The 13,365-nt window shown below is 72.4% G+C and carries 13 protein-coding genes and 1 tRNA gene; 8 read left to right on the plus strand and 6 right to left on the minus strand.

From position 1 onward, the window contains the following. Window positions 1-30 precede the first annotated feature (30 nt). Window positions 31-114, minus strand: a tRNA-Leu gene (locus tag FIP57_RS09650). Between the two features lie 211 nt (window positions 115-325). On the opposite strand from FIP57_RS09650, the gene FIP57_RS09655 reads away from it, so the two are divergent. The 6 genes from FIP57_RS09655 to pknB are packed head-to-tail and all read left to right on the plus strand — an operon-like array spanning window position 326 to window position 7,767. Further along, the gene (locus tag FIP57_RS09655) at window positions 326-1,039 is read left to right on the plus strand and encodes an FhaA domain-containing protein (RefSeq protein WP_148573316.1); all 714 of its coding nucleotides are present in this window, start codon (window positions 326-328) and stop codon (window positions 1,037-1,039) included. A gap of 7 nt (window positions 1,040-1,046) precedes the next feature. Further along, on the plus strand, window positions 1,047-1,526 hold the full coding sequence (locus FIP57_RS09660) for an FHA domain-containing protein FhaB/FipA (RefSeq protein WP_148573317.1): 480 nt from the start codon (window positions 1,047-1,049) through the stop codon (window positions 1,524-1,526). Between the two features lie 2 nt (window positions 1,527-1,528). Beyond that, the gene (locus FIP57_RS09665; protein WP_203231151.1) at window positions 1,529-3,055 is read left to right on the plus strand and encodes a PP2C family protein-serine/threonine phosphatase; all 1,527 of its coding nucleotides are present in this window, start codon (window positions 1,529-1,531) and stop codon (window positions 3,053-3,055) included. Further along, a complete protein-coding gene (locus FIP57_RS09670) occupies window positions 3,052-4,428 on the plus strand; it encodes an FtsW/RodA/SpoVE family cell cycle protein (protein WP_148573318.1) in 1,377 nt (458 codons plus the stop codon). The genes FIP57_RS09665 and FIP57_RS09670 overlap by 4 nt, the downstream gene beginning before the upstream one ends. Beyond that, window positions 4,425-5,891, plus strand: coding sequence for a peptidoglycan D,D-transpeptidase FtsI family protein (locus FIP57_RS09675; RefSeq protein ID WP_148573319.1), 1,467 nt, complete (start codon window positions 4,425-4,427; stop codon window positions 5,889-5,891). Before FIP57_RS09670 ends, FIP57_RS09675 begins: the two co-directional genes overlap by 4 nt. Window positions 5,892-5,913: 22 nt before the next feature. After that, window positions 5,914-7,767 (plus strand): Stk1 family PASTA domain-containing Ser/Thr kinase, encoded by a 1,854-nt coding sequence (pknB, locus tag FIP57_RS09680; protein ID WP_148573320.1) that lies wholly within the window; start codon window positions 5,914-5,916, stop codon window positions 7,765-7,767. A gap of 10 nt (window positions 7,768-7,777) precedes the next feature. Here the strand turns inward: pknB and FIP57_RS09685 are convergent, their stop codons facing one another. Next, window positions 7,778-8,551, minus strand: a complete 774-nt coding sequence (locus tag FIP57_RS09685) for a DUF881 domain-containing protein (RefSeq protein WP_162529744.1) — start codon at window positions 8,549-8,551, stop codon at window positions 7,778-7,780. Window positions 8,552-8,682: 131 nt separating this feature from the next. Here FIP57_RS09685 and FIP57_RS09690 point away from each other — a divergent pair, with 131 nt between their 5' ends. Further along, entirely contained in the window at window positions 8,683-9,117 is a 435-nt protein-coding gene (locus tag FIP57_RS09690; protein ID WP_238993376.1) for a cell division protein CrgA, read from the plus strand. Window positions 9,118-9,665: 548 nt separating this feature from the next. Here the strand turns inward: FIP57_RS09690 and FIP57_RS09695 are convergent. Together FIP57_RS09695 and FIP57_RS09700 are read right to left on the minus strand one after the other, a co-directional pair. Beyond that, window positions 9,666-10,565 carry a rhomboid family intramembrane serine protease gene (locus tag FIP57_RS09695; RefSeq protein ID WP_238993377.1) on the minus strand — a complete coding sequence of 300 codons (900 nt, stop codon included), beginning with the start codon at window positions 10,563-10,565 and terminating at the stop codon, window positions 9,666-9,668. Window positions 10,566-10,602: 37 nt separating this feature from the next. After that, window positions 10,603-11,124, minus strand: a complete 522-nt coding sequence (locus FIP57_RS09700; RefSeq protein WP_148573323.1) for a peptidylprolyl isomerase — start codon at window positions 11,122-11,124, stop codon at window positions 10,603-10,605. A 243-nt stretch (window positions 11,125-11,367) separates the two neighbouring features. Between FIP57_RS09700 and FIP57_RS09705 the strand changes: the two genes are divergently transcribed. Continuing rightward, on the plus strand, window positions 11,368-12,075 hold the full coding sequence (locus tag FIP57_RS09705) for a hypothetical protein (protein WP_148573324.1): 708 nt from the start codon (window positions 11,368-11,370) through the stop codon (window positions 12,073-12,075). A 16-nt stretch (window positions 12,076-12,091) separates the two neighbouring features. Here the strand turns inward: FIP57_RS09705 and FIP57_RS09710 are convergent, their stop codons facing one another. Then, a complete protein-coding gene (locus tag FIP57_RS09710) occupies window positions 12,092-12,535 on the minus strand; it encodes a DUF3817 domain-containing protein (RefSeq protein WP_238993378.1) in 444 nt (147 codons plus the stop codon). Beyond that, on the minus strand, window positions 12,532-13,353 hold the full coding sequence (locus FIP57_RS09715) for an SURF1 family protein (RefSeq protein ID WP_148573325.1): 822 nt from the start codon (window positions 13,351-13,353) through the stop codon (window positions 12,532-12,534). The genes FIP57_RS09710 and FIP57_RS09715 overlap by 4 nt, the downstream gene beginning before the upstream one ends. Between the last annotated feature and the right edge of the window lie 12 nt (window positions 13,354-13,365).

Genomic DNA, 13,365 nt, shown 5'->3' on the forward strand with positions numbered 1-13,365 from the left:
CGGATCATGGATCCGGGGCCTTGCCACGCGTGCGCGAGGGGGGAGTTGAACCCCCACGCCCTTTCGGGCACACGGACCTGAACCGTGCGCGTCTGCCTATTCCGCCACTCGCGCGTGAAGCCTGGCAAGGCTATCCCACGGCCGGGGAACCGGCCAAAACAGCCCCGGACGCTACGATCACGACACGGCTCCGCGGGGGTCGCGGAGAGGCCGGTCACAACCCCCGCGGCGTTACGCGTGTCCGGGGACAGGGAACGTACGCGGAGCACAGCAGCCACCACCAGCGACCACCGGCGACCACGCCACGAGGAGCGGAAGGGACAGCATGGGCATCCTGCAGCGGTTCGAGAACCGCTTGGAGCAGGCCGTGTCCGGCGTCTTCGCGAAAGCCTTCCGCAGCGCCGTCCAGCCCGTGGAGCTCGCGGCCGCCCTCCAGCGCGAGGTCGACAACTCCGCGCAGATCCTGTCGCGCAACCGGCGGCTGGTGCCGAACACGTTCATGATCGAGCTCTCGCCGGTCGACCACGACCGGCTGCAGCCCTACAGCACCACGCTCACCGGTGAGCTGGTCGACATGCTCCGCGACCACGCCGAGGAGCAGCACTACGTCTTCGCCGGTCCGGTCTCCATCGAGTTCGCGCGCGAGGAGGACCTGGTCACCGGCCGGTTCCGGGTCCGCAGCCACGCGACCGCACAGGTGTCGGGAGCGCCCGAGCCGAGCCGCCGGGCCGGGCGCCGCTCGAGCGTGGCGCTCGAGATCAACGGCAGCCGCCACCCGCTGAGCCCGCCGGGTGTCGTCGTGGGCCGTGGCTCCGAGGCCGACCTGCGGATCAACGACCCCGGCGTGAGCCGGCGGCACGCGGAGTTCCGCGTCTCCGGCGGTCGCGGCACGCCGACCGTCTCCGTCGCGGACCTCGGCTCCACCAACGGCACCCTCGTCGACGGGCGCCGAGTCACCGAGGCCGAGCTCGAGGACGGCTCGACGGTCCGCGTCGGCAACACCGAGCTCACCGTGGTCTTCACCCACGAGGGCGGGTGAGCAGCCGGTGCAGGAGCTCACGCTGATGCTCATCAGGTTCGCCTACCTGGCGATCCTGTGGATCTTCGTGCTCGGCGCGATCTCGGTGATCCGCTCCGACATGTTCGGCGCCCGCGTCGAGACCACCGCCGGCAGCAGCCGCCGCGAGCAGCGCCGGGCCCGCAAGGGCTCCAAGCCGGCCAAGCCGCCGCGCGGAGCCCCGACCAAGGCGGTCGTCGTCGACGGCCCGTCGGCCGGGCTCACCGTCCCGCTCGACCAGGTCCCGATCCTCATCGGCCGCGGCACCGACGCCGCGATCCGGCTCGACGACGACTACGTCTCGACCCGCCACGCCCGCATCGGCCAGTCCGGGGAGACGTTCTACGTCGAGGACCTCGGCTCCACCAACGGCACCTACATCGGCTCCCAGCGGCTCACCCAGGCCACCGCGCTCCAGCTCGGGACCCGGGTCCGGGTCGGCAAGACCACGATCGAGCTGAAGAAGTAACCGTGGCCGAGACCCCAGACAGCCCGCTCCGGCTGCGCTACGCCGCGGTCTCCGACGTCGGGCGCCACCGCAAGGAGAACCAGGACTCCGGCTACGCCAGCGAGCACCTGCTCGTCGTTGCCGACGGCGTCGGCGGTGCGGCGTACGGCGACGTGGCGAGCTCCACCGCGGTGCACCTGCTCCGCCGCCTCGACCGCCCCGACGTCTCCGAGATGCTCCCGGCGCTCGCCGGCGCCGTGCACCGGGTCCACGACCGGCTCGCCGAGATGGTCGAGCAGGACCAGGAGCTCGACGGCACCAGCACCACGGTGACCGCGGCCCTGTTCGACGGCCGGCGGCTCGGCTTCGTGCACGTCGGCGACAGCCGCGCGTACCTCTTCCGCGACGGCGCGGTCGCCCAGCTCACCACCGACCACACCTTCGTCCAGACCCTCATCGACGAGGGGCGGATCAGCGAGGACGAGGCGCGGGTCCACCCGCACCGCAACATCATCCTGCGCGCCGTCGACGGCAGCAGCGACACCGATCCCGACCTCTTCGAGCTCGACGCGCAGCCGGGTGACCGGCTCGTGCTCTGCAGCGACGGCTGCTCGGGCGCGGTCACCGACGCGGAGCTCACCGAGCTGCTCACCGGGAGCACGGTCGACTCCGCGGCGTACTCCCTGGTCCAGCGCGCTCTCGACAACGGCACCACCGACAACGTCACGGTGATCGTCGCCGAGGTCGTCGACGCCGGGACCACCGACGACCCCGACACCACCGCGGCAGCCACCACCGGGCCGATGCTCGTCGGCGCGGCGGTCGAGCAGCCGCGCCGCGGCGGGATGCTGGGCGGCGGGTTCGGCGTCGGCGGGCTGTTCCGCCGCCAGCACGACACCGGCGAGCTCGACCCGGTCCCCGCCGAGGAGGAGCCGGTCGACCCCGAGGCGCTGCGCTACGCCCCCCGCGCCCCGCGCCGCCGCGGCGGCCTCCGCCGCCTGCTGTACGTCGTGCTCCCGCTGCTCCTCGTCGCCGGGGTGCTCGCCGGGGCCTACCAGTGGTCGCAGGACCAGTACTACGTCGCCGCCGACGGCCCCCAGGTCGCGATCTACCGCGGCGTCCAGCTCGACCTCCCCTGGGTCGACCTCTCCAGCGTCTACGAGGCCAAGTCGCTCCAAGTCGACGACCTCCGCCCCGCCGACCAGGACTCGCTGGCCGACGGGATCGAGGCGCGCAGCCTCGACCACGCCGAGCGGATCGTCGAGGAGCTCGCACAAGCGGCCTGCTCCGCGGCGCAGAAGGGCGGCTCCACCACGGGGCCGTCCGAGGAGCCCGCACCCGACCCGAGCGCGTCGCCCACCCGCAAGCCCCGGTCGTCCCCCTCGCGCGAGGCGGGCCGCAACCAGCAGGCCACCAACCGGCCGGACGGCTCCCGCACGCCCGAGCCGACCAGAAGCCCGACCGGCAGCCCGACCGGCAGCCCGACCGCCACCCCCGATCCCGACGAGACCACCACCGTCACGGCCTGTGTGGAGAACGAGCAGCCGTGAGTGCACCGACCACCCCCACCGGGGTCTCCGACATCGTCCACCGCAAGCGCCGCGGCGCCGAGCTGTTCCTGCTCGTGCTGGCGCTCGCTGTCGGCATCGGCGCCTACGCCGCGGTCGGGCTCGGCGTCGAGGGCGAGCTCCCCGGCGACATGTACGGCTACTCGGCCTGGCTCGCCGCGCTCGCGATCGGCGCCCACGTGGTGGTCCGCCTCACCGCGCCGTACGCCGACCCGGTGCTGCTCCCTGTCGTGACCGCGCTCAACGGGCTGGGGCTGGCGATGATCTACCGCTGGGACCTGGCCCGGGAGACCGGATACTCCACGAAGCAGCTGACCTGGACGACCCTCGGCGTGGTGCTCTTCGCGATGGTGCTCCTGCTGCTCCGCGACCACCGCCGCCTGCAGGCGTACACCTACACGACCGGGCTCGCCGCGATCGTGCTGCTCCTCCTCCCGCTGGCGCCGGGGCTGGGCAAGACGATCAACGGCGCGCGGATCTGGATCGGCATCGCCGGCTGGTCGTTCCAGCCCGGCGAGGTCGCCAAGGTGCTGCTGGTGATCGCCTTCGCCGGCTACCTCGTCCTGCACCGCGACGCCCTCGCGCTCGCCGGCCGCCGGTTCATCGGCATCGACCTGCCGCGGATGCGCGACCTCGGCCCGATCCTCCTCATGTGGCTGATCAGCCTCGGGGTGCTGGTGCTCCAGCGCGACCTCGGCTCGAGCCTGCTGTTCTTCGGGCTCTTCCTGGTGATGCTGTACGTCGCCACCGAGCGGCCCGGCTGGCTCGTCGTCGGCTCGCTGATGTTCGTCTCCGGTGCCGCGCTCGCCTCGCAGGTCTACAGCCACGTGCAGACCCGGGTCGAGGGGTGGCTCGACCCGTTCAGCGACACCGACACCTACGGCCAGATCGTCGAGGGGCTCTACGGCATGGCCTGGGGCGGCCTCGTCGGGCGCGGGCTCGGCCAGGGCGATCCGTGGCGCATCCCGTTCGCCTACTCCGACTTCATCGTCGCCGCGGTCGGCGAGGAGCTCGGGCTCACCGGGCTGATGGCGCTGATCATCCTGTTCGGGCTGATCGTAGAGCGCGCACTGCGCACCGCGCTGATCTGCCGGGACGGATTCGGCAAGCTGATGGCCACCGGCTTCGGCATCGTCTTCGCGCTGCAGGTCTTCGTCGTCGTCGGCGGAGTCACCAAGCTGATCCCGCTCACCGGGCTCACCACCCCGTTCATGTCCCACGGCGGCTCGTCGATGATCGCCAACTGGGTGGTGATCGGGCTGCTGCTGCGGATCAGCGACCAGGTGCGCCGGCCGCTGCCCGACGTACGACCGCTCGAGATGGACGACGCCACCCAGGTGGTGAAGCTCAGGTGAACACCCCCATCCGCCGGCTCGCCGTGGCCTGCATGGTGCTGTTCCTGGCGCTGCTGCTCAACGCCAGCTACGTGCAGTACTTCCAGGCCGACGAGCTCAACGACCGCTCCGGCAACCGCCGCGTCCTCGACGCGGAGTTTTCCCGCAAGCGCGGACCGATCCTCGTCGCCGGCCGGCAGGTCGCCGAGAGCGTGAAGAGCGACGACCAGTTCGAGTACCAACGGCGCTACCCGACACCGTTCAAGTACGCCCACGCGACCGGCTTCTACTCCTACCTCTACGGCTTCTCCGCGGTCGAGTCGAGCCAGAACCAGATCCTCTCCGGCTCCGACCCGCGGCTCTTCGTCGACCGGTTCCTCGACATGCTGAGCAACAGCCAGCCCGACGGCGGCCAGGTCTCGCTCACCCTCGACCCGCGCGCACAGACCGCGGCGTTCGACGGCGTGCAGGCGCTCGGCTCCGGCACCGAGGCGGCGGTCGTGGCCCTCGAGCCGTCGACCGGCCGGATCCTCGCGATGGTCTCGAACCCGACCTACGACCCGAACCTGCTCGCCTCCCACGACATCGCCGCGGTGGAGCGCAGCTGGCGGCGGCTCAACGACGCCCCCGGCAACCCGCTGTTCAACCGGGCGATCCAGGAGACCTATCCGCCCGGCTCGACCTTCAAGCTCGTCACCGCCGCCGCGGCGCTCGAGTCCGGCGACTACGACCCGGACACGATGGTGCCCGGCGGCGCCGAGCTCGACCTGCCCCAGTCGTCCGCGACGCTGCCCAACAGCGGCGGCGGCACCTGTGGGGGCGAGGAGGTCACGCTCACGCGGGCGCTCGAGGTCTCCTGCAACGTGGCCTTCGGCGCGATCGGGCTCGATCTCGGCGACGACGCGCTGCGCGAGACCGCGGAGAAGTTCGGCTTCGGTAGCCGGTACCTCCAGGGGATCGGCGGCCAGGCGGTCAGCCAGTTCCCCTCGGACATCGACCAGCCGCAGACGGCGCTCTCGGCGATCGGCCAGTTCGACGTCCGGGCCTCGCCGCTGCAGATGGCGCTGGTCACCGCGACGATCGCGAACGGCGGGCAGGGGATGGTCCCCTACCTCGTCGACGAGGTGCGGGCGCCCGACCTGTCGGTGCTCGAGAAGACCAGCCCCGAGGAGCTCCCCGACCGGGCGCTCGGCGCCTCGGAGGCCAACGCGCTGACGCAGATGATGGTCGAGGTGGTCGACCAGGGGACGGGGACCACGGCGCAGATCCCCGGCATCAAGGTCGCCGGCAAGACCGGGACCGCCCAGAGCTCGCCGGAGCGGCCGCCGTACGCCTGGTTCGTCTCCTTCGCCCCGGCCGACGACCCCCAGGTCGCGGTCGCGGTGCTGGTGGAGGACGCCGGCGTCGAGCGGGACCTGATCTCCGGCAGCGGGCTGGCGGCACCCATCGCCAAGGCGGTCATGGAGGCGGTGATCGGTCAGTGACCGGTCCGGCGGGAGGTAGGAGATGAGTCAGGGACCGTACGGCGGCCAGCCGGGTGGCCAGCCCGGTGGCCAGCCGCGTGGCCAGCGCGTGGGCGGCCGCTACGAGCTCGGCGAGCTGCTCGGCCGCGGCGGGATGGCCGACGTGCGCATGGCGCGCGACACCCGGCTCGGCCGCACGGTCGCGGTGAAGCGGCTGCGCACGGACCTGGCGACCGACCCGACGTTCCAGGCGCGGTTCCGCCGCGAGGCGCAGTCCGCGGCCGGGCTCAACCACCCCAACATCGTCTCGGTCTACGACACCGGCGAGGAGATGGCGCCGGACGGCAGCCACGTCCAGCCCTACATCGTCATGGAGTACGTCGAGGGGCGGACCCTTCGCGAGGTGCTCAACGACGGGCGCAAGATCCTCCCCGAGCGGGCCCTCGAGATCACCGTCGGCGTGCTGTCCGCGCTGGACTACAGCCATCGCGCCGGGATCATCCACCGCGACATCAAGCCGGCCAACGTCATGCTCACCCCGACCGGCGACGTGAAGGTGATGGACTTCGGGATCGCGCGGGCGATCGCCGACGGCACCTCGACGATGACCCAGACCCAGGCGGTCGTCGGCACGGCGCAGTACCTCTCCCCCGAGCAGGCCCGCGGCGAGTCCGTGGACTCCCGCAGCGACGTGTACTCCACCGGCTGCCTGCTCTACGAGCTGCTCGTCGGCCGGCCGCCGTTCGTGGGCGACAGCCCGTTCTCGGTCGCCTACCAGCACGTGCGGGAGCAGCCCGAGCCGCCGTCGGTGCACAACCCCGACGTACCTCCCGAGCTCGACTGGATCGTGCTCAAGTCGCTGGCCAAGAAGGTCGAGGACCGCTACCAGAGCGCGGCCGAGATGCGGGCCGACCTGCAGCGGTACCTCGACGGCCAGCCCGTCGACGCCCCGACCACGTTCGTCGCGGCGCCCGTCGTCACCGCGCCCTCCGAGGGCGCCACCTCGCTCTTCCCCTCCGCGACCGACGACGACGGGTTCGAGGAGGAGAAGCGCAAGAAGTGGCCGATCGTGCTCGTCGTCGTCCTCGTGCTCGCGCTGCTCGGCGGCGGGATCGCGGCCGGCATCGCGCTCTTCGGCGGCAACGACGAGCCCCAGCAGGTCACCGTCCCCGACGTGGAGAACATGACGATCCGCGCGGCGGAGCGGCGCCTGGAGTCCGAGGGGCTCAAGCTCGGCTCGGTCGACCGGGTCAACTCCGACGAGGTGCCCCAGGGCCGGGTGATCTCCCAGGACCCCGGACCCGACACCGCGGTCGAGGACGGGTCGGAGGTCGACCTGACCGTCTCCGCCGGGACCGAGATGGTGATCGTGCCGTACCTCCTCGGGGAGTCGCAGCAGGCCGCCGAGGCGCGGCTGTCCCAGCTGGGGCTCGACAGCGAGGTCCGCGAGGAGGACTCCGACGAACCGCGCGGCACCGTGCTGGAGACCCAGCCGGTCGCCAGCACGCGGGTCGAGGCCGGCTCGACCGTGGTGCTCGTCGTCTCCACCGGGCCGGTCGACGTCCCCGACGTCGTCGGCCTCACCGAGCAGCGGGCCACCCAGCAGCTCCGCGACGCCGGGTTCGAGGTCTCCGTCGAGGAGGACGACCGCACGCCGTCGGAGCCAGGGCTGGTGCTCCGCCAGGACCCGACGGGCCAGGCGCCGCGAGGCTCGACGGTGACGATCGTGGTCTCCCGCTACGAGGAGCCGACCCCGTCGGAGACCCCGACCGAGGACCCGACCGACACCCCGACGGACGACCCGACCGACGGTTCGGACGAGGAGCCGGACGGGGGGCCGGGCGGGGACCCGGACGGCGGGCCGGACGGTGAGGAGCTGCCGCCCGAGGGCGGGTGAGCCGGGCGGGTCAGCCGTCCTGGCCGCTGCGGGCCGCGCGGGCGTGCTGGAGGTCGGTCGACCCGGCGAACGCCGGAGCCTCGACCTGCTCCTCCTCCTCGACCTCGTAGCCGAGCTGCCACTGCGCGGCGCGCACCTCGAGCCAGGAGGAGATGTAGTCGTCCTGCTCGATCGCCGCCCGCAGCCGGTCCGGGTCGCCGATCGCGGAGACGACGTACGGCGGTGAGTAGGTCACGCCGTGGAGCAGCACCGTGTTGCCCACACACTTGATCCCGGTCGTCGAGATCACCCGCTGGCCCTGGAGGGTCATCGCCTCGGCGCCGCCAGCCCAGAGCGCGTTCGCGACCGCCTGGATGTCCTGCTGGTGGATCAGCGCGTTGCTCACCTGCTCGCCGGCCGACTCCCGGATCTCCTTCGGGGCGTCCTCGAGGGTCACGGTCAGCCCCGGCCCCTGCACCGCGGTCAGCCCGGCCGGGACCGCGAGCTCGTCCACCTGCCGCTGCAGCTCGGCGAGCTCCCCGTTGTCCACCCCCTCGCTCAGCTCCTCGACGTCCTGCCGCAGCGAACGGACCTCGGCGCGGAGCTCCCGCACCCGGTCCGTCTCCTGACGGGCGAGGTCGGCGAGGTCGCCGTACCTCTCGGCGCGGATGTCCTGGCCGCCCGAGTTCACCCCGCTGGTGACCAGCAGCACGCCGGCGGCCACGAACGCGGCCGGGGTGACCAGCCGCCACCCCCAGCCGCGCGTCTGCGCGGCAGGTGAGCGGTGGCGTCCCCAGCCGAGCACGGCCGAGGGATGCCAGCGGAGACGGGGCCGTCGCCGTGGTGGCGGGGGCGAGGCGTGGGACACGCCGACTACGCTAACGAACGCCGTCGACCCGCCGGTCGCGGCGGACCGACCGACCCGAGGAGCCTTCCGTGTCCAAGCCCCGCAGCACCGCCTCCCGGCCGATGCCCGAGGTGGCGAAGGTCTCCGTGGTGCGGACGGCACTGGCCGCGCTGCTGACCGCGGGCGGCCTCGGCTACGTGCTCTGGTACGTCTTCTCCGTCTACGACGACGGCACCCCGACGTCGGTCTTCGAGCTCGAGGACTGGAACTTCCTCATCGGCTTCGGCGTGATGTTCGTCGGGCTGCTGCTCTTCTCCCACCCCCGCACCCCGCTCGGCCGTGGCCGCGGCGTCGTGGTCGGGATGCTCGGCAGCTTCCTCATCGGGCTGTTCTGGATCGTCCTCTACTACGTGACCAGCCAGGACGCCTCGATCCCGCTGATCCGCGAGCTCGGGAACTACAACCTGCTCGTCGGCGTCGGCTTCATGGCCGTCGGGTTCGCCTTCGCCACGAAGTGGGAGTGAGGCCCGCGCCTCGGCCTTAGGTCGTGGCGTTGCGCGCCGACCGTACTGGTCCGGACCAGGTGGCTCCTCGGAGGTTTGGAGGAGCGCAGTTCCGGGGCATATCGGTGGTGCGCAGTCCACAGCTGTGGGCTGCTCTGTGGGCAAATGACACCGATGTAGTTCTCCACAGCGGTTATCCCCAGTGTGGACAACTCCCCGTCCCCGACCTCGGTGTTGAACCGCCCTTCGTGGCGTGCCTGGTTCGTGTTGAACCGCCCCTTGTGGCGCGCCTGGTTCGTGTTGAACCGCCCCTTATGGAGGGCCAGGCGTCATTCAGTTCCAACCGCACGTGAACGGGCCGATCGAGGTGCCGTTGGGCATGAATGACGAGCACGCCGGCGCAGGGGCCGCTCGGACGGGCGGCTCTCCTCGAGATTGCCCTTGAGGCGGCCCGACGGGAGTGAGTTGCACGTCCGAGTGGCCGGTCGACCGCACGCCACGTCGACGCACGCCACGAAGGGCGGCTCAACACACCTGACGCGCGCCACGAAGGGCGGCTCAACAGCGGATCAGGTGAGCATGGGGGTCCGGACGAGGACGCCGACCACGAGGGCCACGGCGACCAGGGCCACGCCGGCCACCTGCCACAAGGTCCGCCCGCGCCGGGGTGCGTAGACCAGCGCCAGCGAGACCAGGAGCCCGCCGACGAAGCCGCCGAGGTGGCCCTGCCAGGAGATGAACCCGGAGCCGAGGACGGTGATCGCGACGTTGATCGCGACGAGGGTCAGCAGCCCCTGCACGTCGCCCCGGACCCGGACGGCGACGATCAGCAGCGCGGCCATCAGCCCGAAGACCGCGCCGGAGGCCCCGAGGGTGAGCGAGTTCGGGGGCGCCAACCAGTAGACGGTGACGCTGCCGGCGAGCGCCGACATGAGGTACAGCGTGAGGTAGCGCCAAGCGCCGAGCAGCCGCTCGAGCTGCGGCCCGAGGATGTAGATCGCGAGGACGTTGAACCCGATGTGCCACAGCTCGACGTGGGTGAACGCCGAGGTCAGCAGCTGCCAGTAGGCGCCGTCCGCGATCCCCGGCGCCCACTCGAGGCAGACGGTCCGCTCGGCGTTGGTGTCCCAGCAGAGGTCCCGCGGGGCCAGCCACAGCTGCCGGATCAGCTCGCCGGTGCGCCCGCCCGAGACGAGCACCAGCACGAAGACCAGGACGTTGAGCCCGATGAGCGTCAGGGTCACCGGGCTGCCGGCCGCCGGCCGTCCGCCGTACGGCGTGCGCGGCTGGCGGACCGACCGGGTGCCCTCGGCGACGCACTCGGGGCACTGGAAACCGACCGAGGCCTGGCGCATGCAGTCGCCGCAGATGTTCCGCCCGCACCGCTGGCAGAGCACGTGGGCCTCGCGGCCGGCGTGCCGGTAGCAGGTGGGGACGGTCTGCTCGGCCCCGGTCGGTCCCTCGGTCATGTGCACCCTGTCGCGCTTGGCCTCGATGGAAGGACGGTCAGCCCTCCTGGATCTCCACCGACTCCATGACCACCGGGTCGACCGGGCGGTCCATCGGCCCGGTCTTGGTGGTCGCGATCGCGTCGACGACGGCACGCGACTCCTCGTCGGCGACCTCGCCGAAGATCGTGTGGCGCATGTTGAGGTGCGGCGTCTGGGTGACGGTGATGAAGAACTGCGAGCCGTTGGTGCCGGGGCCGGCGTTGGCCATCGCGAGGAGGTACGGGCGGTCGAAGCGGAGCTCGGGGTGGAACTCGTCCTTGAACTGGTAGCCCGGGCCGCCGCGGCCGTCGCCCCGCGGGTCGCCGCCCTGGATCATGAAGCCGTCGATCACGCGGTGGAAGGTCAGCCCGTCGTAGAACCGGCCGGTCTTCTTCTCGCCGGTCGTCGGGTCGACGTACTCCTTCTTGCCGGTGGCGAGCTCCACGAAGTTGCGCACGGTGGTCGGTGCGTGGTTCGGGAAGAGGGTGATGCGGATGTCCCCGCGGTTGGTGCGCAGGAGGGCGGTGGTGTCGGCCACGCGGGGCCTGCCTTTCGGTTCGTTCGGGTGGGTCGCGGTCGATCTTGTCACGCCGCCCGCAACCAGGTTTCCTTGCAACCGGCACGGGAACGGTCGGGTTGGGACGGCCGTGAGACGACGTACGCCGCTCGTGCCGGCCGTCCCGAAGTTCTTGCGCCTGAAGCAGCGCTCCTCCGGGACGCACACCGGGCCACCCGAGCACCCACACAGCACCCACGTACGCCGACCGATCGAGAGGACGTCATGGGCAAGAAGAAGGCCGCGACGAAGCTGGCGGTCTCCGCCGGCGCCGCCAAGGGAGCCGCCGAGGTCGCCAAGGGCCGGGCGCAGGAGCTCCAGGAGCGGATCGGCCCCGCCGTCGAGGAGGCCCGCGAGCGGCTCGCACCGAAGGTCGAGGAGGCTCGCGATCGGCTCGCCCCCAAGGTCGTCGAGGCGCGGGAGCGGCTCGCCCCCGCGGTCGAGGACGCCCGCGAGCGGCTGGCCCCCGTGGTGGACGACGCCCGGGTGCGGCTGGCCGACCTCGCGGAGACCGTCGCGACGAGGCTGGACGAGGCGCTGCCCGACGAGCACACCCCGGCGGTGGTGAAGAACGCGTCCGCCAGCCGCAAGGGCGGCGGGTGGTTCAAGAAGTTGTTGCTGGTGACCTGCCTGGGCGGGCTGGCGTTCTTCGTCGCCCGTCGGCTCCGCGGTGGCAGCTCCGAGCCGCAGTGGCACTCGACCGCTCCCGCGCGGCCCACGCCGGCGGGGCCCACGGCGAGCGAGCAGGCCGCCAGCGCGGCCGGCTCCCCGGCCGCTGCGGTGGCCGGGCTGGTCTCGGCCGAGCCGGACCCGAACGCGGAGGACGCCGCCGGCGGGACCCCCGAGGAGGTCGCGGCCGACGCGCAGGGCTCGACCGGGGTGGCGACCACGCCGGACGACCCCGCGGAGACGGTCCAGCTGCCGAAGCCCTGACTCAGGAAGCCCCGACTCAGGCGGCTGCCGCCCGGGCGAGCTGCGCGCGCACCCGACGGGTCGCGCGCCGCTCGGCCCAGAACGACAGCAGCGGCACGGTGCCGCAGACCAGCGTGACCAGCGTGAACGGCAGCTCCCACCGCGCGCGGCGGGAGAGCGTGAACGCGACGAGCACGAAGAGCATGTAGAGCCAGCCGTGGGCGACGCCGAGGTACGTCGTGATCGCCTCGCCGAGCTCGTGCGGGCCGGTGCCGTCGAGCCACACCGTGGGCGTGCTCGGGAAGACGCCCCACATCTCGCTGCCGTCGAAGTTGGCGAGCGGCACCCCGATCAGGCAGAGCACGACGAGCAGCACCCCGACCACCGTCGCCATCACCCGGTAGGCGGTGAGGACCTTGGCGACCGAGGGCGCCTCGTCGGCGGTGAGGTCGGGTGCGGTGGGGGCGTCGTGCAAGCTCACGACCTCGACGGTAACCCAGCCTCGGAGGGCTCCGGTGCGTCCTCCGCGGGACCGGAGACACGGTTCACACCCGCGGCGCGCGCCCGGAGCACCCGCAGCTCGTCCCGCGTCCACCGCCACCACAGGAAGGCCGCGAAGCCGCCGAACAGGAACCACTCCACGCCGTACAGGAAGTTGCGGAGCCCGGTCGAGGTTGGTGCCGCCGGCAGCGAGCCCGGGGTCACCGCGGTGAGGTCACCGCGGAGCGCGGCGGGGGTGTCGAGGATCGCGAAGCCGCTGTAGAGGTCCTGCTCGAGCCGCTGGGAGACCGACGCGATCCGCAACGACGTCAGCACGTCGTCCTCCGGGTCCTCGTCGGGGGCGCCCGCGGCCTCGCCGGGCTGGAGCCAGCCGACCAGCTCGGCCGACCCCTCCGGCAGCTGCACCTCCGGATCGGGGTCCGCGCTCCACCCGAGCACGACCGGGAGCGCGCCGCTGCCGGTGTCGACCGGCGTCACCACCCAGGTGCCGTCGACGCCGTCCAGCCCGCGGTCGACGACCCGGAACGTCTCGTCGGTCAGCCACCGCCCGGTGACCTCGGCCGGCCGGCTCACCGCCGTGCCGGGGAACGGGTCGTCCGGGCCGAGCACCTCCGCCAGCGGCACCGGCGGCTCGTCGACCAGGTCGGCGGCGGCATCCTCGCGGTGGGTCTGCCACGCGTCGAGCTGCCAGCGGCCCAGCAGGACCGCAGCGACGACCGCGGTGAGCCCGAGCACCTGCAGGAGCAGGAGCGACGGACGCAGCAGCAGTCGCAGCGTCCCCGGCGGGCGGGCAGGCATGCTTCGAGCGTA

Origin of the sequence: Nocardioides caldifontis, from assembly GCF_008087345.1 — a bacterium.
Classification (GTDB): domain Bacteria; phylum Actinomycetota; class Actinomycetes; order Propionibacteriales; family Nocardioidaceae; genus Marmoricola_A; species Marmoricola_A caldifontis.